The 23,167-nt window shown below is 41.6% G+C and carries 22 protein-coding genes; 12 read left to right on the top strand and 10 right to left on the bottom strand.

Annotation, left to right across the window (positions count from 1 at the left end):
* The first annotated feature begins 56 nt into the window (after window positions 1–56).
* Entirely contained in the window at window positions 57–1,424 is a 1,368-nt protein-coding gene (locus tag D5F11_RS10180; protein WP_120115896.1) for an aspartate aminotransferase family protein, read from the top strand.
* On the opposite strand, the gene D5F11_RS10175 is transcribed toward D5F11_RS10180, so the two are convergent.
* On the bottom strand, window positions 1,324–1,575 hold the full coding sequence (locus tag D5F11_RS10175; RefSeq protein ID WP_126646551.1) for a hypothetical protein: 252 nt from the start codon (window positions 1,573–1,575) through the stop codon (window positions 1,324–1,326). The two genes, D5F11_RS10180 and D5F11_RS10175, sit on opposite strands and share 101 nt — an antisense overlap.
* 68 nt (window positions 1,576–1,643) lie before the next feature.
* Between D5F11_RS10175 and nhaC the strand changes: the two genes are divergently transcribed.
* The 3 genes from nhaC (at window position 1,644) to D5F11_RS10160 (ending at window position 4,266) form a co-directional block, all read left to right on the top strand.
* Window positions 1,644–3,062, top strand: a complete 1,419-nt coding sequence (gene nhaC / locus D5F11_RS10170) for a Na+/H+ antiporter NhaC (RefSeq protein WP_120115897.1) — start codon at window positions 1,644–1,646, stop codon at window positions 3,060–3,062.
* A 131-nt stretch (window positions 3,063–3,193) separates the two neighbouring features.
* On the top strand, window positions 3,194–3,688 hold the full coding sequence (locus D5F11_RS10165) for a hypothetical protein (RefSeq protein WP_120115898.1): 495 nt from the start codon (window positions 3,194–3,196) through the stop codon (window positions 3,686–3,688).
* A gap of 89 nt (window positions 3,689–3,777) precedes the next feature.
* Window positions 3,778–4,266 (top strand): metallophosphoesterase family protein, encoded by a 489-nt coding sequence (locus D5F11_RS10160; protein WP_306428776.1) that lies wholly within the window; start codon window positions 3,778–3,780, stop codon window positions 4,264–4,266.
* A gap of 187 nt (window positions 4,267–4,453) precedes the next feature.
* On the opposite strand, the gene D5F11_RS10155 is transcribed toward D5F11_RS10160, so the two are convergent.
* Both D5F11_RS10155 and D5F11_RS10150 read right to left on the bottom strand, forming a co-directional pair.
* Entirely contained in the window at window positions 4,454–5,278 is an 825-nt protein-coding gene (locus D5F11_RS10155; protein ID WP_120115900.1) for a carbon-nitrogen hydrolase family protein, read from the bottom strand.
* Complete coding sequence (locus tag D5F11_RS10150) at window positions 5,279–6,508, bottom strand: sigma-54 interaction domain-containing protein (RefSeq protein ID WP_120115901.1); 1,230 nt, start codon at window positions 6,506–6,508, stop codon at window positions 5,279–5,281.
* Between the two features lie 200 nt (window positions 6,509–6,708).
* Here D5F11_RS10150 and D5F11_RS10145 point away from each other — a divergent pair, with 200 nt between their 5' ends.
* The 3 genes from D5F11_RS10145 (at window position 6,709) to D5F11_RS26300 (ending at window position 10,225) form a co-directional block, all read left to right on the top strand.
* Window positions 6,709–7,821 carry a class II histone deacetylase gene (locus tag D5F11_RS10145; protein WP_120115902.1) on the top strand — a complete coding sequence of 371 codons (1,113 nt, stop codon included), beginning with the start codon at window positions 6,709–6,711 and terminating at the stop codon, window positions 7,819–7,821.
* Between the two features lie 214 nt (window positions 7,822–8,035).
* Window positions 8,036–9,529: a sodium:solute symporter family protein gene (locus tag D5F11_RS10135; RefSeq protein WP_120115903.1), complete on the top strand. Its 1,494-nt coding sequence runs from the start codon at window positions 8,036–8,038 to the stop codon at window positions 9,527–9,529.
* Window positions 9,530–10,066: 537 nt separating this feature from the next.
* Entirely contained in the window at window positions 10,067–10,225 is a 159-nt protein-coding gene (locus D5F11_RS26300) for a hypothetical protein (protein WP_185830621.1), read from the top strand.
* Here D5F11_RS26300 and D5F11_RS10130 read toward each other — a convergent pair.
* Window positions 10,151–10,903, bottom strand: a complete 753-nt coding sequence (locus D5F11_RS10130) for an alpha/beta hydrolase (RefSeq protein ID WP_120115904.1) — start codon at window positions 10,901–10,903, stop codon at window positions 10,151–10,153. The two genes, D5F11_RS26300 and D5F11_RS10130, sit on opposite strands and share 75 nt — an antisense overlap.
* Before the next feature lie 218 nt (window positions 10,904–11,121).
* On the opposite strand from D5F11_RS10130, the gene D5F11_RS10125 reads away from it, so the two are divergent.
* From D5F11_RS10125 to D5F11_RS10110, 4 genes are all read left to right on the top strand, one after another.
* Window positions 11,122–12,168 carry an NAD(P)/FAD-dependent oxidoreductase gene (locus D5F11_RS10125; RefSeq protein ID WP_120115905.1) on the top strand — a complete coding sequence of 349 codons (1,047 nt, stop codon included), beginning with the start codon at window positions 11,122–11,124 and terminating at the stop codon, window positions 12,166–12,168.
* A gap of 228 nt (window positions 12,169–12,396) precedes the next feature.
* On the top strand, window positions 12,397–14,196 hold the full coding sequence (locus D5F11_RS10120) for a DUF4153 domain-containing protein (RefSeq protein ID WP_245998176.1): 1,800 nt from the start codon (window positions 12,397–12,399) through the stop codon (window positions 14,194–14,196).
* A 193-nt stretch (window positions 14,197–14,389) separates the two neighbouring features.
* A complete protein-coding gene (locus D5F11_RS10115) occupies window positions 14,390–14,731 on the top strand; it encodes a zinc ribbon domain-containing protein YjdM (protein WP_120115907.1) in 342 nt (113 codons plus the stop codon).
* Window positions 14,732–14,835: 104 nt separating this feature from the next.
* On the top strand, window positions 14,836–15,882 hold the full coding sequence (locus tag D5F11_RS10110; protein WP_120115908.1) for an LLM class flavin-dependent oxidoreductase: 1,047 nt from the start codon (window positions 14,836–14,838) through the stop codon (window positions 15,880–15,882).
* A 164-nt stretch (window positions 15,883–16,046) separates the two neighbouring features.
* Here D5F11_RS10110 and pdxR read toward each other — a convergent pair whose 3' ends face one another.
* Complete coding sequence (pdxR, locus tag D5F11_RS10105) at window positions 16,047–17,450, bottom strand: MocR-like pyridoxine biosynthesis transcription factor PdxR (RefSeq protein WP_120115909.1); 1,404 nt, start codon at window positions 17,448–17,450, stop codon at window positions 16,047–16,049.
* A 121-nt stretch (window positions 17,451–17,571) separates the two neighbouring features.
* On the opposite strand from pdxR, the gene pdxS reads away from it, so the two are divergent.
* Window positions 17,572–18,456 (top strand): pyridoxal 5'-phosphate synthase lyase subunit PdxS, encoded by an 885-nt coding sequence (gene pdxS, locus D5F11_RS10100; protein WP_120115910.1) that lies wholly within the window; start codon window positions 17,572–17,574, stop codon window positions 18,454–18,456.
* Window positions 18,457–18,659: 203 nt separating this feature from the next.
* Here pdxS and D5F11_RS26295 read toward each other — a convergent pair whose 3' ends face one another.
* The 5 genes from D5F11_RS26295 to D5F11_RS10080 form a co-directional block, all read right to left on the bottom strand.
* Window positions 18,660–18,800: a hypothetical protein gene (locus D5F11_RS26295; protein ID WP_185830620.1), complete on the bottom strand. Its 141-nt coding sequence runs from the start codon at window positions 18,798–18,800 to the stop codon at window positions 18,660–18,662.
* Window positions 18,801–18,860: 60 nt separating this feature from the next.
* The gene (locus tag D5F11_RS10095; RefSeq protein WP_120115911.1) at window positions 18,861–19,484 is read right to left on the bottom strand and encodes a DUF1269 domain-containing protein; all 624 of its coding nucleotides are present in this window, start codon (window positions 19,482–19,484) and stop codon (window positions 18,861–18,863) included.
* 85 nt (window positions 19,485–19,569) lie between these two features.
* Entirely contained in the window at window positions 19,570–20,892 is a 1,323-nt protein-coding gene (locus D5F11_RS10090; RefSeq protein WP_120115912.1) for a sodium-dependent transporter, read from the bottom strand.
* A 195-nt stretch (window positions 20,893–21,087) separates the two neighbouring features.
* Window positions 21,088–22,098 carry a FecCD family ABC transporter permease gene (locus D5F11_RS10085; protein ID WP_120115913.1) on the bottom strand — a complete coding sequence of 337 codons (1,011 nt, stop codon included), beginning with the start codon at window positions 22,096–22,098 and terminating at the stop codon, window positions 21,088–21,090.
* Entirely contained in the window at window positions 22,095–23,102 is a 1,008-nt protein-coding gene (locus tag D5F11_RS10080; RefSeq protein ID WP_120115914.1) for a FecCD family ABC transporter permease, read from the bottom strand. Before D5F11_RS10080 ends, D5F11_RS10085 begins: the two co-directional genes overlap by 4 nt.
* Window positions 23,103–23,167: the final 65 nt, after the last annotated feature.

Raw genomic sequence — 23,167 nt, 5'->3', positions numbered from 1 at the left:
TGGCATGCAAATTGCTTTATAGATAATGACATCAAAAATTCAGGAGGATGAAATACATGGAGATCAACAGAGAGAAACTAGCGCAGCTACTGGAAAAGGAATTGGAATTATTCGAGAAGAAGCATACGAAATCCAAGGAATTATTTGAGCAGGCGAAATCGAACTATATTGATGGTGTGCCGATGAATTGGATGGTGAAGTGGGCCGGAAGTTATCCGATTTTTGTAAAAGAGGCATCTGGGGCGTATTTTACTGATGTGGACGGAAATAAATTTATCGACTTCTGTCTTGGAGACACAGGTTCCATGACTGGTCATGCACCGGAAGGGGCGGTGCCTGCCATTACAGATCGTATCCAAAACGGCGTTACGTTTATGCTTCCGACAGAGGATGCCATTTGGGTTGGGAAAGAGCTGAAAAAGCGATTTGGCCTTCCTTATTGGCAGGTGGCGATTTCTGCGACGGATGCCAACCGCTTCTCGCTTAGATTGGCGCGTCATATCACGAAGCGCAAGTATGTTTTAGTATTCAATTATTGCTATCACGGCACGGTCGATGAGTCATTCATTACTCTGGAAGATGGCAAGCTTTCCAGCCGCACCGGTAATATTGGCCCGCAGGTGGACCCGACAGAAACGACAAAAGTAGTGGAATTCAATGACATTGAAGCTTTGGAAAAAGCGCTTGAACCGGGGGATGTAGCTTGTGTCCTGGCTGAGCCAGTCATGACCAATATTGGAATCATTCACCCTGAACCAGGCTTTTTGGAAGCCTTGAGGGATATTACAAGACGCACTGGAACATTGCTTATTTATGATGAAACTCACACAATGAGTGCTGGACCTGGCGGCTATACAGGGGCACACGCTTTGGAGCCGGACATGCTGACAGTCGGAAAAGCAATTGGTTCAGGAATTCCGACAGCTGTTTATGGATTCAGCGAAGAAGTTGCACAGCGCATGAAAGGCTTGATTAGCCTGGAAGATTCCGATACAGGCGGTATTGGCGGTACACTTGCAGGAAACGCACTATCGATGGCAGCGATGAGAGCCACAATGGAAAATGTGCTTACGGACGAATTTTACGAGCGGAATATTGCACTAGCTGAGCGATTCTCTGATGGAGTCGAATCGGTAATTAAGGAGAAGAATCTGCCTTGGATCGTTAAGCGTCTTGGCTGCCGAACAGAGTACTGGTTCCGTGAAACTGCACCGAAAAATGGCGGAGAAGCCGCTGCGGCAGTGGATTTTGAACTTGATCGGTATATGCATCTTTACGCATTAAACCGTGGAATCCTTATGACTCCATTTCATAATATGGCTCTTATTTCTTCTCAAACGAAGGAAGTGGATGTTGATTACCATACGCAAATCTTCCGTGAAAGTGTAGAATCATTACTCGAAAGTTCTGTCGTGCAGGCTTAGTCGTTTGCGAATCGTTTGTATCAAATGCGCCTTGGCCTATTTGCGCCCAGATTTTATCGAGCTTCGCAAATCTGTGGCATCCGCCGGAGGCCTTAACTTCATTCAGCCGGGGTTTGAACCCCTGCTGAATGGAATACCAATACGCATTCATCTCACCACTTCCAGAAGTGGGAGACTTCTACTGAATAAAGTTAAATAAAGATGAAAAGAGGAGAGATAATGAAAACAAAGGAACCAAGAAAGCCAACCTTGTTAGTTGCGCTGATCCCAATTGTGTTTATGATGTTATCTCTGTTGGTTGGTATCTTTTTTCTTGGGCTTGACCCGCAAATTCCTCTCTTGGCCAGTGCGATTGTAGCTACGGTCCTCGGCTTAAGCTTGGGTCACTCTTGGAAAGATATTGAAAAGGGAATGCTAAAAACAGTCGTACTGCCTATTCAGGCGATTTTAATCTTGATGGTCATCGGAGCCTTGATTGGCTCCTGGACGTCAGGAGGGGTCGTGGCTTCCATGATTTATTATGGTCTAAAATTATTGTCACCGACTTTTTTTCTAGTGGCCGCCTGTCTTATTTGCATGGTTGTTTCGGTTTCATCCGGAAATGCTTGGACATCTGCAGGGACAATTGGAATCGCTATCATGGGTATGGCGGAAGGATTTGGAATCAGTTCGGCAATGGCGGCGGGCGCTGTCATATCGGGTTGTTACTTTGGAGATAAAATTTCTCCGATGTCTGAAATGACCAATCTGGCTGCAGGAATTACCGGATTGAACCTCTTTGAACATATCCGACATCTACTGTATACAACAGTTCCGGCCATTACGATTGCCCTTATTATCTACACCATTATGGGCTTTACATTGACACCAAAAGGGTCGCCGGACCAAGTAGCGGTTTTGCAGTCCCAACTTGATGGAATATTTATCATTTCACCTTGGCTGCTCCTCGTCCCCCTGATTGTCATAGTGCTGCTTACGCTAAAAATACCCGCTATACCGGGCCTGGTAATTGGAAGTCTCATGGGAACGATATGTACAGTATTCGTACAGGGAGCATCATGGACTGACGCTTTGAATACATTATATTATGGACATGCCGCAGAAACTGGTGTAGAAATTTTGGACAGCCTGCTGAACAATGGTGGCATTGAATCCATGTTTTGGACGATCTCCTTGATCATGATCGCTATGGCGTATGGCGGCATCCTTGAAGTGACCGGAACGCTAGAGACAATAGTTGAATCTTTAATCAAGATGGTAAAATCTACAGGTAATCTTATTGCAACCACAGTGGGTACCAGTGTGATGACAAACATACTGGCCTGCGATGCATATCTTGCGATGATTTTCCCGGCACGGATGTACGCATCGGAGTATAAGAGACGGGGGCTGCATATAAAAAATCTATCTCGAACCATTGAAGATGGAGGTGCAGTCACATCACCGTTGGTTCCGTGGAATACGTGCGGTGCCTTTATGTTTGCCACATTGGGTGTGCATTCTTTTTCCTACGCACCGTTTGCCTTTTTCTGTTTTCTTAGCCCAATCATCGCTATTATCTACGGCTTTTTGAATCTGAAAATTGAATATCTTCCAAAGGACGGGGCAGAGGAAGTGGAAATGCCTTACGCAAAATGATAATGGAAGGAGTTGCTTGGAGAGTGAGCTTTGCTGTTTTTTCCCGGCAGCTCCTTTTTTAACCAATCGAAAGGGTGGGCATATATTGAAATCACCAGGATTTACTACTCCACAAATAGGGGAGACCGATTATGTTCCAATTACCATTTTTAAAAGGCATACTGCCAAAATGGCTAGGCGAGAATCATTTTAACAATGATATCCAAAAATATGTTCAGGATATGATGGAGCAATCCATTACTTCTTCCATCAAAGATTTTAATATGATGGGATCCATGCACACAGAGAATGAAGATAGGCCAGAAAGTGAAGTCGGACAGGAGGTACAGGTATCGGCTGCAGAACCATTGCAAGCGATTACTTTTGAGAGCCTTGATCATGTCTATGTGAAAATCTTGATTACAGATGAAAGCCAGCTATCCCAGTTAAAGGTCTACCATAATTCTAATCAGATGTTCATTGAGGGGATTCCTGATTCAGCCCACCGCTCTGTCATCACCCTTCCCACTGCAGTAAAAATGAAAGACTCCGTCTCAGAATACCGCGATTCGTATTTCCAAATAAAAATGAAAAAACGGGATGATCCCCAATACACGGAGATTGCTGTCCCGCCACTGGAGTCATGATGCGTTATGCTTGAAGATCACAAGTATTTCAAGGATGCTATTTTTAACGGAAAATTGGCATCCATATTTTTAATACGGAAAAAGGGGTGGTGCAATTGAAAATTGTAGTGACATCGGATACACATATTCCTGGCAGAGCAAAGAGGCTACCGACACCTCTTTTAAAAGAATGCGAAACTGCGGACTTGATTATCCATGCAGGAGATTGGGTTTCGATGGAGGTTTATAGAGAATTGTCAGGCTATGCCAAGGTTGTGGGTGTGCACGGGAATGTAGATGGTGACGAGGTCCGGGAACATTTTAACGCGAAGGAAATGATCGAAGTGAACGGTTTTAACATTGGAATTGTCCATGGACATGGAGAAAAACAAACCACCGAAAAACGCGCTTTGGAAGCTTTTGAAGAGGCAGATATCATCATTTTCGGACATTCCCATATTCCTATGGTTCGCTATTTTAAAAAGGTTATGCTGATGAACCCCGGATCTCCGACTGATAAGCGGAGGATGCCTTATTACTCATATGGCATTTTACATATTGATGAGGATTTTCGGGCCGAGATTGTGTTGTTTGACTGAATGATGATGATTTCAAAGGAATTTACGATTGAGCATTGGAGGAGACGCAAAACATCGGTTAGGGCGTCAAGTCCATAGATGTATGTGGAAGATGTCGCCAGAAAAACCTTTATCTTGAGCTGAGCAGGAACCGTCCTTTATAAATTGACGGCTCCTGTTTATATAGCGGAAAAATAGACGGCGTTCGCTAAAAGGTTTTGTCAGGATGGTAGGGTTTACATAGTTTGCTCTTTTTAAAATAGCTTAAATTCCTATTTTCAAGATATTTCATGGACAAACTTTCACGTGTCTTGTACACAAGTGATAGGTCGATACTTTCAATAATAACCTTCTCTTGGTTATCTATTTTATTTAAATAATCACCATAAGGTGAAATAATGGCACTTTCACCAAAATAAACGGATTGCTCTTCCAACCCGACTTTATTAACGACAGCTAAAAACACTTGATTTTCCAATGCTCGCGCGCTCATCATAATTTTATGATAGATTTGGTAGGGGACAACATGTGCCGATAGGACAATAATCATTTCGGCACCATTAAGAGCATATATTCTAGACATTTCGGGGAAGCCAGCATCGAATGTCATCATTAAAGAAATTTTTCCGTCCTCTATAGTAAACAGAGGGCCATCATTTCCTGCTGTAAAAATATTTTTTTCCCACTCAAATAAATGAACTTTTCGATAAACGCCTTGTATTGTTCCATCTTTTTGAATAAAGACTGCCGAATTAAAATACTGGTTCTCTTTTCTTTCAGGAAAACCAATAACGACTCCTATTTGGTTTTCCCTTGCTGCTTTACATAATTGTTTCAGACTTGGCCCCTCCAACGGTTCAGCCAACTCATAGACATTTTCCTTAAGTGCGTATCCGGTTAAAAACATCTCCGGGAAAACGATCAAATCCACGGCTTTTTCCTTACATTCTCTCATGGTAGTTATAGCCGTCTTAATATTATCCTGCTTGTTCATGAATGTACTTTTCAATTGTGCCAAGCCGATTGTTAACAATCAAAGTTCTCCTCTCTCCCGTAACTCCTTAACCTTTCTGGCAATTGTAGATTGGTTCACTTGGAGCACCTCTGCTACTTTATAAGTGTTTCGATATACTTTATATGCATTTGATATTAAAGCATTTTCAGCCCTTTGCTTTGCTTCTTTTAAAGACAAGAAAGGCGGCGAGTAAGATTCCTGGTTGTTTTTGTTATTCGACAAATTGGAAATACTCTCGGGCAAATCATTTAATGTAATTACTTCCTCTTCGGAAGTAATGAAGAGACGTTCGATCATATTTTCAAGTTCTCTTACGTTGCCAGGCCAATCATACTGATAAAACGCATTCATTACCTCAGGGGTAAATACTTTTTGCATTTCATATTTATCTCCGAACGTATTTAAAAATTGGGTAATTAAGACCTGTAAGTCTTCTTTTCTTTCTGATAATGGCGGTATCTGAATGGGTACGACATTTAAACGATAGTATAGATCCTCTCGAAATAACTTCTTTTTAACCATATCCTCAAGATCTTGGTTAGTTGCTGCAATAATTCGGACATCTACTGGAATCGACTCCACTGAACCAATAGGCCTTATACTGTTTTCCTGGATTACCTCAAGTAGCTTTGATTGAAGGTGAAAAGGGACTTCTCCTATTTCGTCCAGGAAAATTGTTCCCCCCGAAACTGATTGAAAGATTCCAGGCTTTCCATCTTTATGGCCCCCAGTAAAGCTTCCTGCTGTATATCCAAATAATTCAGCCTCAATCAATGATTCAGGAATCGCACTGCAATTTACTATTGCCAATTGTTTATTTGACCGCTGGCTGTATTGATGGATGAGTTTGGCTATATGACTTTTTCCAACGCCTGTTTTTCCAAGAATGAGCACTGTTGAATCTACTAAAGACACTTTTCTGACAAGCTCCATGACAGCTTTCATTTTTTCAGACTGAAAAGAAAGCTGTTTGCTATTACCCTTTCTTAAGCGCTCGGTCAATACATTAGAGGAATTTATGGCTGAAATGCCCAAAAGTTTAAGGTTATTTTTCTTGATAAGAAGAAAGGGGATCTCTTGAATTCTTATAACTTGAGCTGTACTTTCCTTTAAATGTGAAAAATGTTGAGCTACTTCTTTAAGAAACTCGCCTTTTTTTAGCTTTTGGGATATATATTGATCAATTTTATCTTTGTTTTCTTCTTCAAATTTTAAAATTGACCACGAAGCCCTCTCATGAAATACCACAATGTTCCTCCTCTCTTTAAATGCAAAAAAACATTATAATGTTATGCTGCATTTGAAATTTGGCAGTTTTCACTGAAAAAACATTATTAAAATGCATATTTTCATTATTGTAATTTCAAAAGGTTAATAAATCAATACTTTTTAAATTGGCATACTTTTTGCAATATAATTACCAAAATAAATGAGGAGGAATTGAATTCATGAGAACAGCATTGATTTGGGATGAGAGGTATAAAGAACATGATATTGGCAAACAGAAATACATTTCTATCGATGAATTTGAGATGGATTCTGGCCTAGCTTTTGAAAACCCTTACAGATTAAGTCTTGCTCATGAACTTTTGGAAAAAACAGGGCTGTTAAACGAAATGGTTTCTTACAGGCCTGATTTCGCCACCGATGAAGATCTATTAAAGGTTCATACAACTGAAATGGTTGAAAAAGTTAAAAAGGCCAGCAAAAACAAGATCAATACAGAGGTGGGAGAAGCGGCAGTATCCTCGCCCGGCTCCTACGAAATTGCGCTTTTATCAGCAGGAGGAGCGAAAAAAGCTATCGATGTGGTATTTGAGGAACAAGATGTTAAACAATCGTACGCATTAATTAGGCCTCCAGGACACCATGCGACAAGGACTAGCCCAATGGGTTTTTGCTTATTTAATAATGTTGCTGTAGCAGTTGAATATGCAAAAGAAAAATTTGGTTTGGAGAGGATTTTAGTCCTTGATTGGGATGTGCATCACGGCAATGGGACACAGGATATATTTTATCAAGATCCCAGTGTTTTCTTTATCTCTATCCACCAAGATAAAAATTATCCCTTGGAGGGAGGAGAAATAACTGAAACGGGTGAGCTCTCAGGTAAGGGGTTCAATATGAATATTCCCCTTATTCCAGGCTGTGGAGATCAAGAATATATAGAGGTTATTGATCAAGTTGTCACACCTGCAGTTAATACGTATAAACCGCAGCTGATTATAGTATCCGCAGGGCAGGATGCTAATATATATGATCCATTATCCAGAATGATGGTTACCAGAGAAGGATTTAAAAAGATGACCGCAAAGGTAAAGGAACTGGCCGCAATTCATTGTGACAGTAGGTTGGTGGTTATACAGGAGGGCGGATACAGCTTGCCTTATTTTCCAATCGCTACGCTCGGAGTCGTCGAAGGTTTATTAGAAGAAAGTCTTTCATGGCAGGCTGAAATAGAGAAACTTCTCCCGTATTCCGATTTTAGGCCAGTCATTCATCCTATATTAGATGAAATTAGAAAGGTGTTCCCAACAATTTTTAAGGAGTTGAAAGTTTAGTGAGGAGAGGAACAGTAACACTTCTTTTTTTCTGTTCTATATGGGCCGTTTTAAGTACTATCGTTTTTCCGCCATTTTTTAGATTCTTTAACAGAATCGATCCATGGGTGATAGGTCTTCCTTTCGTTCAATTTTGGATTTTGTTCGTTGTTCTGGCAGTTTGTATCCTACTTACTATATGGTACAAAGTCGAAGAGAAGAGAGGAGAACTTGAATGAATGCATTAATCGCAATTGGAGTCATTATCGGGTTCTTCATTCTTAATGCAGTCATCATCAAGCTTGCTCATAGAAAACAAGACTCTCTTGAAGAATTCGCTGTTGGCGGAAGGTCGTTTCCATGGTATTTGAGTATGTTCGGCTTTATTGGGGCTTGGTACGTTGGGGCCATGTATACTGGATGGTTTGCAGACTCGGCTAATTTAGGTTTATTCGCACAATATTTGGCACTTTACTCTTTGGGTTCAATGGTTATGATGTATACAATTGTTCGTCCAGTTTGGATTTGGGGAAAAGAGTATCAGCTTGAAACAAATGCGGACCTTGCAGAGCTTAGATATGGAAGTAAAAAATTCGGTACTTTTATTGCCATTACAACATTTTTATTTTGGAGCCCATGGTTGATCGTAGAAATCAAGACTATTGGTTATCTCATCTCTGCTGCCACATATGGAACGGTTTCATTTAATCTGGGACTCGTGTTAGTAAGCTTATTTGTTATAGTGTATTGCTGGCTAGGTGGAGCGCGGGCAAGTGCTGTTGGGGCCCTCGTTCAAGGGGTATTCTTCACAATTGTAGGAACAGCCCTCGTTTTATATTTAATGTTTCAGGCTTACGGTGGTATTACACCAATGTTTAAGCAAATAGCCGATGCTGCTCCAGAGTTATTGGTTATTTCAGATAGTGTCGGTTATGGAACATGGAGTTCGGCAATTATAATTGGAGCGTTAGGCGGTATGATGATGCCAGGTGTATTCATCCGTATGTATATGACAAAAAACGTAACGGAGTCTAAAAAAGCAGTTTTAATCGTTCCTTTCATCGGAGCGGTATTTACAATTTTCCTTTTATGGCTAGGTCTTGGTTCAGGGTTGCTTACCGGTTTTCCGGAAGATGCACAAGGCGGTGCATTCTGGATTGCAGATCAGTTTGGAGGGCCTGTAGCATTAGGGCTTATGGGAGTATTTGCATTGGCCGCTAGTATGTCAACGATAAGTGCAGCAACCCTTACAGCGGCAGTAATGATAGGGAAAAATATACTTGCTCCTTTGAACCTTTCTAGGGAACAAACATTAAGAGTTTCAAAAATGGCCACATTAGTTGTAGGGTTAATTGCTATAGGGATAGCCACACTGGAAATAGGCCGTTTAGTTTCTATCATTCTTTATGTTTATGATTGTATTGTTCAAGTTGCGGTACCAATGGTTCTCGGTCTTTTTTGGAGACGAGGAAATGTATATGGTGCATTCATTGGAACAGTTGTAGGTATGTTAGTTGTTTTAACTGCCGGCATATTCCCTTGGCTAACTAGTTGGGCTGGCAGCTGGTCTGCCGGAAGTGTCGGATTATTGTACAATCTAATCTTATATGTTGTCGTTTCTTTATTAACGAAAAAGCAAGAGCATGTAGAAGGCTTATTTGACACCTTGGAAGCCTATTCTCGACAAGAAGTTGAGACAGAGGAGAAATCAAGTCTCAAAGCGCTGTAGGCTTAACTAACGGTAGAAAATACTTTTGGCTTTAGTTATACTTGCTCGAGAAACAGCGAGTATGGACTAGCCTGATGTAATTCCTAAGAAATGGTTACTTCTAGAGGTGTGTCAATTTTCTCAAAGGAAGTTTTTTTAACAGCTTAAATGAATAAAGCCTAGGATTCTTTAGCAAAAATAAAATAGGATTGAATGTCCCTAAGGATAGTGTTAGAAAAGTTAAAAACTAACCTTAAGACAAAGAATGAAATCTGTTGCCTCATTTCGTCGAGAATTGGGCAAAGTATTAGACATTGAGCATCCCTTTCTTTGGTTCTAGTTGTATGACTTAACCAAAAAGGGATGCTCTTTTTGTGCACTTGTGAATTTCCTTTGAGTAAACACGATGATACCCGCGGAAAAGAGAGTCATTAACTTTTACCCCCATATAACCAATGAAGCGCTTCAATAAAGTATCTAGAGAAAAAAAGATCATCATGAGTCCCGTCAGGGTTTAACTTCATTCAGCAGAAGTCTCCCACTTCTGTAAGTGGTGAGATGAATGCCTATTGGTATTCCATTCAGTGGGAGTACAAACCCCGGCTGAATAAAGTTAAAGCCTCCAACGGATGCCTCAGATTTTCAGAGGAAATTTATCGAGCGGAGCTCGATAAAATCTGGGCGCAAATACGCCAAGGCGCATTTGATCTCAAATAATAGATTAGGTTCTAGATAGCCTTCCTTGATAAATTCATGATGCGCCTTCATCGTATAGTCGACCATGTGAACTTGAACCGTATCTTTATAAATTCCTTCTAATTCACCAACGTATAAGCACAGTTGATGATTTTCACGATTCACAGTTGGTTTGACATAGGTACTTTCTTGCCGCTTAACTTGTTCCCCTTGAATAAATCGTAATACATCTTCATACCAAAACGAGGCAGATAGTGAAATATATTGATGAAACACATCTGGATAATAATAAGAAGCGAAAATAGAAACCAGTCCGCCAAATGAGCATCCAGAAATTGCTGTATGTGAAGGTGCTGGATTTGTAGCATAATGAGCGTCTATATATGGTTTTATTCTGGTAACAACGGTATGTAAATAGGCTTCGGCTTGTCCGCCGAACATAGGAGTGTGTGGTGAAAGAGATGGTGCTGCCCAAGGAGTATAGTCATCGTGCCGATCATTGGGTTCAATTCCAATAATAATAAGCGGTTCAATTTGGCCCGAAATGATTAAATGATCAATATAGTTCACACATTGAATGGCAGTGTCCCCTCCGTCATGCATATAAATGGTCCGATATTGCTTGGTACTGTCGTATCCCGAAGGTAATATCACACAAATCTCGTAATGGGCGATCTTCTCAGAATGAAATAGAATCATGTACATTCCTCACATTCAGTGGTTTATTCGTTTTCCCAATGTAGATAAGGATAATATAAAATTGCGAACTTAGTTGAAAATGATTATCAATATCAATATAATCATAATATACGATTCTTTATTTGGGAAGAGGCAATCATATGATCTAGTTGAAAATGGCGTGTTAAATCAAGCCATACACGAATGACCAATCCAATTTATGAAAAGAGGTTTATACAATGGATGAGCAAATGTATGATGTAACCATTATTGGAGGGGGGCCAGCAGGACTTTTTTCTGCTTTCTATAGTGGCTTGAGGGAAATGAGAACCAAAATTATCGAATTTCAACCGTATTTGGGCGGCAAGGTACACGTCTATCCCGAGAAAATGATTTGGGATGTAGGAGGACTTACCCCTATATCGGGCGAGCAGTTGATTAATCAAACAGTTCAACAGGGGCTAACGTTTGATCCGGAGGTTGTTTTGGGTGAAAAAGTAGTATCTATTGATAAAGATAGCAGTGGTCATTTTGTTATCCAAACAGCCTCAAATCAAAAACATTATTCTAAGACGGTTATTGTAGCTGTAGGCGGCGGGATATTAAAGCCTATAAAGTTAGAAATCGAGGGTGCAGAACGTTTTGAAGTGAGTAATTTGCACTATACTGTAAAATCTCTGGAACGCTTTAAAAACAAGACAGTATTAATTTCGGGTGGTGGAAATGCCGCAATTGACTGGGCAAATGAATTAGAGCCGATTGCCAAGAAGGTTTTTTTGACGTACCGGAAGGATCATTTAAAAGGACATGAAGCTGAAGTAACTCGATTATTAAATAGTTCAGTTGAATGTTTATTAAATACAACGATTGAAAAGCTAATCGCGGGAACGAACCATGAAAGTATTGAGAAAGTGGTATTGGTAAATTCCGAAGAAGGAAACAAGATTGAACTCGATGTTGATGAAGTGATCATCAATCATGGTTTTGAACGGGATAAAGAATTAATGTCCAATAACAGTCTCAATGTTAAATTGAAAGACGATTACTTTATCTCGGGTACTCCAATGAGTGAAACGGCTGTTCCAGGGCTTTTTGCTGCAGGAGATATTTTATATCATGAAGGAAAGCTTCATTTAATTGCAGGGGCATTTCAGGACGCAGCAAACGCAGTGAATAAAGCAAAGCAATTTATTATGCCGGATTCAGATGAGACCGGTAGAGTATCCTCACATAATGAGCTGTTTAGGGAGAAAAACCGGGAGCTAGTGAAGCAAGCTATGCGATGAAAAACTGAACGGCTGATGAACAAAAGCGAATCAAGGAGCCTTCAATTTGTTAATGGGATGCAGCCCTAGGCAAATTGAAGCTTCTTTTGTTTTAACACAAGAACTATGTACAGTTTCTTCATTTGGTAGTAACATCAAGGAAAGGCGGTCGACTTCTCATTTAAACAGACGTTAGTGAATAACATAAAAGAAAATCTGTTCCGAATAAAAAGGAAAAAGGTGATGTTGATGAATGTGGTCAAAAGCTTGAGGGAAAAGCTGATGGGTCTGATAGAGGCCATCAACCGTTATCCATTGACGATGTTTTTTCTACTGGCTACCGCTACAGTAAATATGAATATGATTAACAATGAGGTTGAAAATTATTCGAAATATCTGTTTACTTTCGTAATTGGTGCACTTTTGAGCATAGTGGCTCAACAAACGTTTGAACGCTTTTTTACGAGAATAAGTGAACGGATCATGCTAATGGGGGCATCAGTAGCTTTAACAGCTGGATATTTCTTTGCCATTCGGTCTGCATCCACCTTTAACATGGAAATGGGAACAAAAACGGGCGTTACCATATTTGCACTGATGATGGTATTTATATTGGTTCCGTCCATCAAAAGCGTGATTACGTTTAATCAAAGTTTTATGTCCGTGTTTAAGGCTTTTTTTATTACGGCTCTTTTTACAGCTGTGATTTCAATCGGTCTTAGCTCCATTTTACTGGCTGTTGACCAACTTTTATTTTCATTGGATTATAAAGCTTACGAGCATGTTCTGAATATTGTTTTCTCTTTGTTTGCCCCTATTTTCTTTCTGTCTTTTACCCCTTCTTATCCTGGTAAAAGGGATGCCAGCGGGATAAAAGGGGAGCAGGGCCTGCAAATGGATCAGGTGGCAAAAGCAGTTGATACACCGAAATTGTTGGGGATTCTGATTTCATATATTATCATTCCGTTGACCGCCATATATACAGTGATTCTCCTAGCGTATGTCGTATTGAATATTAGTGGCGATTTCTGGACGAACAATCTGCTGGAACCGATGCTTGTTTCATATGCTATCACGGTTATTTTGGTGTATATCTTGGCAAGCAACTTGGAGAATCAATTTGCAGTTCTGTTTAGAAAAATTTTTCCGAAAGTGTTAATTCCGATTGTATTGTTCCAGACTATTGCTTCCATTTTGAGAATTGGGGAAATGGGTATCACATATGGACGATACTATGTCATCTTGTTTGGAATTTTCGCTGTTATCGCTGGGGTGATATTCAGCTTTTTCCCTATCCGAAAAAACGGATTGATAGCGGCTGTCTTAATTGTTTTCTCCGCGATTTCCATTATTCCGCCCATAGATGCCTTTACAATAAGTCGTGAAAATCAGATGAATCTGTTGAAAAGTACACTGTCGGAAAACGGAATGCTTGAAAACGGGGAGATTGTTCCAAATGCGGACATTTCCACTAAAGATAAGAAAACTATTACAAGAACGGTTAGTTATTTGGACAGTATGGATTATATAGATGGCATTGACTGGCTGCCGGATAAGGTTTTTCACTACGGAAATTTTAAAAACACCTTCGGGTTTGAAGAAACGTATGATGAAACGGATGTAGGAAAGAATGACAACCAATCCGCATACTTGGATTGGGAGCGAAGTCCATCTTTGAACATTGAGAATTACGACCGGATGGTCAATCTCTATGTTAACGGCTATCAAAAGACAAAGGATGTTGGGACTGTTATTCCGTTAAAAATAGATAATAAAAATTACAAGCTCAAGAACCTGGTTGATGAAGAAAATATCTTCCTGATTCTGGTTGACGAAAGTGATCAGGAGCTTATTCGATTCGATGCGAAGAAGGCTTTTGAACGCATTTTTGATAATCAGAAGGAGTTGAAAGGGGAGAATTTATCCGTAAAGGAAGCTACTGTGACTGAAGAGAATGATGCGGTTAGGATGAGCATTGTTACTAATAATGTTGATTACTATAATTCTAGGTATGATGCTGATTTATATGTATTCATTCAGATAAAATAGGAAGTTCAAGAAGCGTCTCCTGTTGCTGAATAATTGGGAGGCGCTTTTAGCCAACTTTTTCGAAACGCGATGATAAGTCATCATCCACCTTTATAGGCAAAGTCATAGCGCTCCTTGTCAATGGCTAAAAACTGTGACAGTATATGGATGTTAGGAAAATGGTACTATATAAATGAAAATGGGGGAAAATGTAATGTCTAATTTGCCAAACTGCCCAAAATGCCACTCGGAATATACATATGAGGATAGGGATTTTCTGGTGTGCCCGGAATGTGGGAATGAGTGGAAGGTAGGAGCGGAAGCCGAAAGCGGCAATGGACAACAAGTGGTGAAGGATGCTCATGGAAACGTCCTTCAGGACGGTGATACCGTAACAGTCATCAAAGATTTAAAAGTGAAGGGAAGTTCTTCGGTTGTAAAAATAGGCACAAAGGTAAAGAACATTCGTCTCGTTGATGGGGATCACGATATCGACTGTAAAATTGACGGATTTGGAGCTATGCAGCTCAAATCCGAGTTTGTTAAGAAGGCGTGATGGGAGTCCAAGTCTCTCCCCCGGTCAAATAACTTGTATTATTAAAGTTAACACTTCAAAATAAGTATATTACTTTTAGTAACCTTGATTTGGAGGAATGTCCAATGGAAATAGGTATTACAACGTTTGTAGAAACAACTCCTGATCCGGAAACTGGAAAAATAATCAGCCATGCAGAGAGATTACGTGAAGTGGTCGAAGAAATTGTTTTGGCTGACGAAGTGGGACTGGATGTATTCGGCGTAGGGGAGCATCATCGGAAAGATTTTGCAGCGTCGTCGCCAGCCATTTTGCTGGCCGCTGCTGCTCCTCAGACGAAAAGGATCAGGTTGACTAGTGCTGTTACCGTGCTTTCTTCCGATGATCCTGTACGTGTATTCCAAGACTTTTCTATGCTTGATGGGATTTCAAATGGGCGCGCGGAGATTATGGCTGGGCGGGGATCGTTCATCGAATCTTTTCCTTTATTCGGCTATGATTTAAAGGATTATGACGAGCTGTATGAGGAGAATCTTGAGCTGTTGTTGAAGATACGTGAATCCGAAAGGGTGACATGGAGAGGCGGACACCGTCCGGCTATCGACAATCTTGGAGTATATCCGCGGCCAGTACAAGATCCGCTGCCTATATGGATCGGAAGCGGGGGAAATACTCAATCCGTCATCAGGGCTGGCCTTTTAGGGTTACCGCTTGCTCTTGCCATTATCGGAGGCAGACCGGTGCAGTTTGCGCCCCTTGTGGAAATTTATAAAAGAGCAGCAGCCCAGTCAGGGCACGATGTTACAAAGCTTCCGGTAGCTTCGCATTCACACGGATTTGTAGCTGACACGACAGAAGAGGCAGTCGAGAAGTTTTTCCCATCAACCCAGCAGGTAATGAATGTACTCGGACGAGAAAGAGGATGGGGCCATTATAGCCGGGCAAGCTTCGATGCAGCGAGAAGCCCGGAGGGAGCATTGTATGTAGGTGATCCGGAAACTGTTGCCCAAAAAATTATCCATCTTCGTAAAGAAGTTGGGATTACCCGCTTCATGATGCATGTTCCACTGGGTACAATGCCTCATGATCAGGTGATGAGGGCTATTGAACTTCTTGGAACAGAAGTGGCACCGCGTGTGCGCGAGGAAGTAAAGAAGTGGGAGATGGAGTAGTGAAAACGCAGTTCCTTTTTTAAGGAGCTGTTTTTTACACTGGTTTCGACATTGCCAAGATGAACATTGACTCAAACGAAAAAAGCGTGAAGCAAGTAGTCTCATAAACTAGTAAAAGTCCTGAACCCGCATAGGGCATCAGGACTTTTCATTCACTATATTACTTAAGCTATCCCCCAACTCTTTAACAACAGTTTGATTGCGGGTTCCAGTTCATTCTCTGGTATTCCCGCAAATCCCAGTATGATTTTCGGAGGAAATTCAACTTTTTTCTCTAAGGTGTAATTGGAAAGCGGGTGGATCTTCACCTGATTCTCTAAAGCTTTAAGAACAAGCTCATCCTCATTCATGCCATTTTTTATGGCGAGTAACATGTGCAAGCCGGAATGCTCTCCAATTACCTCCACCTTTTTCTGGTAAGGTTTTAACACTTCCAGGGTTTTTTCTAGTTTTTTGCGGTAGATTTTCCGCATCCTGTTGAGATGCCTCTCAAAGTCTCCTTCTTTCATAAACTGGGTTAATATTCGCTGGTCGATCCTTGAGACAGAACAATGATAGAAAGATAGCGCCTCTTCTTTATATTTTTTCAATAAAGATTTAGGAACAACCATATAACTGATCCGAAGTGATGGGATCAGGGATTTTGAAAAGCTTCCTAAAAAAATGACTTTTTCGCTGTGGTCCATGCTTTGTAATGAAGGGATAGATTTACCGCTGTAACGGAATTCACTGTCGTAATCATCTTCGATGATGTAGCGGTGATCACTCCCTGCTGCCCAATTCAACAGCTTGACACGGCGGTTGACTGAAAGTACAGACCCGTATGGAAAGTGGTGTGATGGTGTGACGTAAATGACGTTGATGTTTGTATTCTCGACGGAATCTGTTTTTACACCTTCATCATCCACTTCCAGCGGATGTATTTTATGCTGGGAGCTTTTCAATATATGCGATATGACGTGATAACCGGGGTCTTCCACCCCGTATATCGTTTCTTTGTTAAACAGAAGAATGAGCTGTTGCAGTAGATTATCACTTCCAGCCCCGATGATAATTTGCTCAGGGATGCATTGGACACCCCTTGCATGATATAAATAATGGGCTATTTCTCTCCTAAGCTCTAATTCTCCTTGTTTATCACCAAGTAGGAGTAATGAGTGATTGTGTTGATCAATCGTGTCTCTGGCGTATTTCCGCCATTTGTGAAAAGGGAAATTTTCTGTATCAATCCACCCGGGATGAAAATGATACTTCACCCATTCTTTTTCTTCGACTAACTCATCTGTTACGGCAGCTTCATTTTGGACATATTCCAAATCCTCATAAGCCAGAACAAAATAACCCTTTCTGGGCAGGCCTTCAATGTATCCTTCTGCCATCAGTTGATCATAGGCTGTTTCCACCGTATTCTGGCTGACCTTCAGAAATTCGGAAAGCTTCCGCTTGGATGGGAGCTTGGAGCCGTATTTCAGGCGGCCTTCTGTTATCTCTTTTTTTATATATAAATAGAGCTGTTCATACAACGGAACATCGATTGAACGGTTTAAATTGCATGACAACATTTCCATTCTTCTAACCTCCAAGAAAACTGACCCTTTCATTTTAGTTAAAACTGGTACTTTTAACAGAGTCAACTTATTTCTATAATAATGGCAAATGAAAGAAAAAACAATATCCAATGGAGGGGTAATGATGACACAAACAGTAAGTGAAGCAGCAAAAAGTGTTTTGGAAAAAATAAATGGCGGCGTTATCATGGACGTTGTTAACGCAGAACAGGCAAGGGTTGCGGAGGCTTCCGGGGCTGTGGCAGTTATGGCTTTGGAAAGGGTGCCATCTGATATTCGTGCGGCTGGCGGAGTGGCCAGAATGGCTGATCCGAGAATTGTTGAAGAAGTCGTAAGTGCGGTTTCCATTCCTGTCATGGCGAAAGCCCGTATCGGTCATATCGTTGAAGCCAGAGTACTTGAGGCTATGGGTGTTGACTTTATCGATGAAAGTGAAGTCCTGACTCCGGCAGATGAAGAGTATCACCTACTAAAAAGCGATTTTACCGTGCCATTTGTATGCGGATGCCGTGATTTAGGTGAGGCAGCTCGTCGGATCGGAGAAGGTACTGCGATGCTTCGGACAAAAGGCGAGCCTGGAACAGGGAACATTGTAGAGGCTGTTCGTCATATTCGTAAAGTGAATGCTCAAGTGCGCAGCATCACAAGAATGAATGACGATGAGTTGATGACAGAAGCCAAAAATCTTGGTGCACCGTATGAAGTCCTGAAGCAAATCAAAGAAAAGGGAAGACTTCCGGTTGTCAACTTTGCAGCTGGCGGCGTAGCAACACCTGCTGACGCAGCATTGATGATGGAACTAGGCGCCGACGGTGTATTTGTTGGATCCGGAATCTTTAAATCCGAAAGCCCGGAAAAGTTTGCAAAAGCGATCGTTCAAGCGACGGCTCATTATAAAGATTACGATTTAATTGGCAAGCTTTCAAAGGAATTGGGAGCAGCGATGAAAGGGATTGACGTAAATCAGCTTAGTTTGGAAGAAAGAATGGCAGAGCGCGGTTGGTAAGCGAAGGAGAAAGCGTGTATGGTTTCCTGGGAATAGAGGAATCCAACCTATGTTGCCCGAAACGGCTCTGATGGGCTGAGTCTCATACTCAATAAAACCTGGCTGCGACGAGGTATGCAAAGCCTCTAATCTAGTCACAATCAAAAAAACATACAAAACAAAACCCGAAAGCGACCAACTGTGAGGTTTTCGCCTTCGGGTTTTCAATCAAATGCGCCTTGGCGTATTTGCGCCCAGATTTTATCGAGCTCCGCTCGATAAATTTCCTCTAAAAATCTGTGGCATCCGCCGGAGGCTTTTACTTTATTCAGCGGGGTTTGAACCCCCACTGAATGGAATACCAATAGGCATTCATCTCACCACTTACAGAAGTGGTAGACTTCTGCTGAATGAAGTTAAATCTATTATGATTTGAATCTTACTTTCAGCTCTTCCATTTCGGTGCGGATGCGTTCCTTGTATGCTTGTACTTTTGCTTTACGTTCAGCCGAACGCTCTTCGCGTATTTTTTCACGCGCCTGCTCCTGTAGTGCTTTTTCCACTTCGCGTGCATGGTCCACTTCTTCTTGAATCACGCTTGCTTCGTATCGCCGAGTTTCCGTAGCAAACTTTCCGATCAATTCATCATAAACAGCATCATATTCGTCAGATATAACAGAGACGATAGCTACATCATTTTCTTGTAGGCGTGAGGCAACAGCTGCTATCAGACTGGATTCCTCTTCAAGATCATCTATATCAGTTATGGCTCCGATGGAAGTCCCGACACCAAAGCCTAAAAGAACTCCCAGCGGTCCACCTAAAATGCCGATAAGCGAACCGACTAGGCCGCCAATTAACGTATCATTTCGTGTCTTAATGCCTGTATCGAAACCATCTTTAAAGACAAGCTTTCCATTTTCTTTTTTTATAATCGCCACCTGCGATAACACAAAATCGTTACGCTGAAATTGCTTTTGCTTCAACTCCGCCAGTGCCTGAAAAGCTTCACTCTCCACATCAAAAAAAGTTACAATCACATTCTCCATAAAGCAAACTCCCTTTCAGAAATTAGTCGTTTCTGTTCTAATTCCCGTTATTAACAGATTAAAACATGAAAAGAGAATCTATCTGTTAACCATTAATAAAGTAAGCAAAGAAGATCGTGATGATTGCTGCCGGAGCGGCATATCGGACAATAGCCTTCCATATGGAATGGATGGTAGGGTTCATTCTCAGTTCATCAGCAGTGTCTGCCTTAGTCAGCACATGACCTGCGAACAGTGATACGAGCAGAGCATTGATGGGCATGCCTATTCTGCTTGTCAAAATGTCAGCGAAATCAAAGACGGTACCGCCGGGAAGATGCAGATCCGATAATGTTCCAAAAGATAATGCACTTGGTATGCCGACGAGGAAAATGAGCAAGCCGAATACCCAAGCCATTTTCTTTCGACGGTCATATCTGCTTTGGATACCCGTTGATACGACAATTTCCAACATCGCGATAGCGGATGTTAATGTAGCAAATAACAATAAAATAAAGAAAATGATCATAAATAGTCCGCCAAGCGGAATTTCATTAAAAATGGCGGGCAGGATGACAAAGATTAAGCCGGGGCCTTCTTCGGGCGAATGTCCGAGCGCAAAGACCGCGGGAAAAATGACAATCCCAGCCAGTAAGGAAATGAATATATTTAATAACGATACGTTTAATGCAGATTGACCAAGGCGTTCCTCTTTTGGCAGGTAGGACGCGTAAGTCATCATCGCCGTAACACCGACACTCAGAGAGAAGAAAGCCTGACCAAGCGCCAACAGAAAAGTTTTTCCTGTTAAAAAAGACCAATCCGGAACAAACAGGAAGCGGACTCCTTCCATTGCTCCTTCCAATGTCAGGGAGCGGATGGCCAGAGCGATGAAAAAGATGAATAATAATGGCATCATCCATCGGCTTGTGCGTTCGATTCCTCCCTTGATACCGCCTTGGACAATCCAAATTGTCAAAAGCATGAAGGCTGCCTGCGCGGTTAGAACTTCAACAGGATTGGAAATGACCGACCCGAACAGTTCTCCGTAATCAGTATTATTAAGCTGGAAGGCCAACGCTCTTGCCAAGTAGGAAAGAATCCATCCTCCGACTACACTGTAAAAAGATAAAAGGATAAAGGATGTAACTAAGCCCATCCAGCCAATCCAATGCCATTTCCGCCCAGGGGCAAGTAGCTTTAGAGATGTGACGGCATCACGCTGTCCTCTCCGTCCAATAACAAATTCTGCCAACAGAATAGGAAGTCCTATTGTCAATGTCGACAAAATAAATAAAAATAAGAAAACACTGCCGCCATTTGTACCCGCCATGTATGGAAACTTCCAAATTGCTCCCAACCCAATTGCGCTTCCGGCAGCAGCCAGTATAAAACCAATCTTCGATGTCCATTGCTCTCGTTGTTTCAAGAAAATCACTCGCTTCGTTAACAATGTCCTTATTATAGCTTTATCCAGCAGAAAAACAAACAACCAATATTGGAGATTTTGCAGGAGATAAGACGAAGAGGATACGAATGTATGGGAATTGAGGTGATTGGAAATAAACTCATATCCCGGTCTCATTAGATCAAACCATGGGACCGGGATATGATAGGAAACTTCTCAATTCTTTTTAAAAAGCAGGTACATAAAATAGGGAGCGCCGATCAAAGCGACGACAATTCCAGCCGGAAGACCATCAGTGCTTCCTATATTTCGGCCGATCGTGTCTGCCACTAATAAAAGCCAGCCCCCCACTAGAATGGCAATCGGAATGAATAATTGATTCCTTGTTCCTACGAGTGCTTTTGCAATATGAGGGGCCATGAGCCCAATAAAAGATATCCCTCCGGTGACAGAGACAGAGGCAGCCGCTAATGCAACTGCGGTGAACATGAGCATGATACGTTCTTTCTCGATAGAGACTCCGACGCCAATAGCCACCGGCTCGCTCAGTCCCAAGAGATTTAACTGGTTCGCCTTAAACAGTGTAAAGGGAATAAGAATGGCCAACCATGGGAGGATGGCCAAAATAAAAGGCCAATCCGTACCCCATATATTCCCGGCCAACCATTTTGCAATGAAGTCCACTTTTGAACGTTCTGCTGATGAGATGAGAACGATCATGGCTCCGGATAGAGCCATCGAAAAACCGATCCCCACTAGAACCAGTTTTATAGGCTGGACCCCAAGAACTTTCTTATAGGAGAAAATATAAATGAGGACAGCAGTTAAGAGTGCCCCAATAAAAGCAACTACAGGCAATAAGTAAATAAAAGAGCCGGCTTTTATAGGGAAGTATAAAAAGAATACAGCGATTGCAACTCCTGCCCCAGAATTGATTCCTATTATACCTGGATCAGCCAGGTCATTTCGTGTAATTCCTTGTAAAATAGCCCCGGATAAAGCCAATCCCATGCCGGCTAAAAGAACAATGACGATCCTAGGCAGTCGAATAGAGAACAGAACAAACTCTTCTTTAAACGTCCCTTGACCAAGGAAGGTTGGAATCAGTCTGTCAAAAGATAAGGCAGAGTAGCCGGTGCCAAGCCCAATGATAATCGTAATTGGAATGAGTAACAGCAACAATAAGAGAATGAATCTTTGTTTTTTGAGTAATGCTGGATGAATCATGAAAATGCGCTGCCTCCTTTATGAACAATTAATAAAAAGAAAGGCAGGCCTATGATCGCAATAATGGCTGCTACCGGTGTTTCGTACGGAGCATTAATCGTACGACCCACTGTGTCCGCTAAAAGCATGAAAGTGGCTCCAAGAATAGCAGACATCGGGATGATTAGGCGATAGTCGGTTCCAACAATGAAACGCACTATATGGGGTACCATGAGTCCGATGAACACCAGATTACCGACAAGTGCAACAGAAGCCCCAGAAAGCAGAATGACAACAATGAACAAAATGGTCTTTACCTGTGTTGTCTTTTGGCCTAAGCTAATGGCTACTTCCTCATTTAAACTGAGAATCGTGAGCTGCTTTGAAAGAAGAAGAGCGATGAGCATTCCGATTAAAATAAAAGGAATGATCACTTGAAGCTGTTTCCACGAAGTGCCGATAAGGCCTCCAGCTGTCCACATGGATACATCCTTAGAAATTTTGAAATAAATGCTTACACCTTCAGCAATGGCGTACAGAAAAGCAGAAACAGCTGCGCCGGCTAGAACAAGGCGAAGGGGGGAGAAACCGCCTTTTTTCATTGCGCTAATTCCAAAGACCATAATGGTTCCAATTGCTGCTCCAATAAAGCAAGCAATCGTAATACCGAGATAATTGGTTGCCGGTATAAAAGCCAGTACGATTGCCAATGCGGCATTTGCTCCGGCAGTTAATCCGAGTAAGCCCGGATCTGCAAGAGGGTTTTTCGTCATGCCTTGGATAATGGCACCAGAAACAGAAAGAGCAGCTCCAACGAAAATAGCTGCCACTTCACGAGGGAACCGAATTTCGCGGATCATTGACAGTTTTTCACCGGCGGTTTCTGTTGTCAATGCGAGCCACACATCATGAACGGTTGTGTCAGCTGCACCAAGCACCATCGAAACAAGGAATATACCTACAAAGGTTAAAATTCCTGCAACAAGCTTGTATAAAAATGGGATTTTATGTTGATCTTTTGTCATTTTTTCTCACTTTTCTTTTTAAAAAATCAAGGGAAAGGAATGATTGAAAAAAATCCTTTCCCGAA

Source organism: Siminovitchia terrae (assembly GCF_003605405.2).
Classification (GTDB): domain Bacteria; phylum Bacillota; class Bacilli; order Bacillales; family Bacillaceae_C; genus Siminovitchia; species Siminovitchia terrae.
The sequence above is the reverse complement of the archived record's forward strand: the minus strand, read 5'-3'. Positions and strand labels throughout refer to the sequence as shown.

Bases quoted from the DNA above. Each gene is read 5' to 3' on its own strand.
- D5F11_RS10180 (WP_120115896.1), top strand. From the start codon at position 57: ATGGAGATCAACAGAGAGAAACTAGCGCAGCTACTGGAAAAGGAATTG.
- D5F11_RS10080 (WP_120115914.1), bottom strand. From the start codon at position 23,102: ATGACAAAAGATCAACATAAAATCCCATTTTTATACAAGCTTGTTGCA.
- D5F11_RS10130 (WP_120115904.1), bottom strand. From the start codon at position 10,903: ATGATTCTATTTCATTCTGAGAAGATCGCCCATTACGAGATTTGTGTG.
- D5F11_RS26300 (WP_185830621.1), top strand. From the start codon at position 10,067: ATGAATGCCTATTGGTATTCCATTCAGTGGGAGTACAAACCCCGGCTG.
- D5F11_RS10165 (WP_120115898.1), top strand. From the start codon at position 3,194: ATGTTCCAATTACCATTTTTAAAAGGCATACTGCCAAAATGGCTAGGC.
- D5F11_RS10085 (WP_120115913.1), bottom strand. From the start codon at position 22,098: ATGATTCATCCAGCATTACTCAAAAAACAAAGATTCATTCTCTTATTG.
- D5F11_RS10175 (WP_126646551.1), bottom strand. From the start codon at position 1,575: ATGAATGCGTATTGGTATTCCATTCAGCAGGGGTTCAAACCCCGGCTG.
- D5F11_RS10125 (WP_120115905.1), top strand. From the start codon at position 11,122: ATGGATGAGCAAATGTATGATGTAACCATTATTGGAGGGGGGCCAGCA.
- D5F11_RS10120 (WP_245998176.1), top strand. From the start codon at position 12,397: ATGAATGTGGTCAAAAGCTTGAGGGAAAAGCTGATGGGTCTGATAGAG.
- D5F11_RS10110 (WP_120115908.1), top strand. From the start codon at position 14,836: ATGGAAATAGGTATTACAACGTTTGTAGAAACAACTCCTGATCCGGAA.
- D5F11_RS10145 (WP_120115902.1), top strand. From the start codon at position 6,709: ATGAGAACAGCATTGATTTGGGATGAGAGGTATAAAGAACATGATATT.
- pdxR (WP_120115909.1), bottom strand. From the start codon at position 17,450: ATGGAAATGTTGTCATGCAATTTAAACCGTTCAATCGATGTTCCGTTG.
- D5F11_RS10095 (WP_120115911.1), bottom strand. From the start codon at position 19,484: ATGGAGAATGTGATTGTAACTTTTTTTGATGTGGAGAGTGAAGCTTTT.
- D5F11_RS10115 (WP_120115907.1), top strand. From the start codon at position 14,390: ATGTCTAATTTGCCAAACTGCCCAAAATGCCACTCGGAATATACATAT.
- D5F11_RS10135 (WP_120115903.1), top strand. From the start codon at position 8,036: ATGAATGCATTAATCGCAATTGGAGTCATTATCGGGTTCTTCATTCTT.
- nhaC (WP_120115897.1), top strand. From the start codon at position 1,644: ATGAAAACAAAGGAACCAAGAAAGCCAACCTTGTTAGTTGCGCTGATC.
- pdxS (WP_120115910.1), top strand. From the start codon at position 17,572: ATGATGACACAAACAGTAAGTGAAGCAGCAAAAAGTGTTTTGGAAAAA.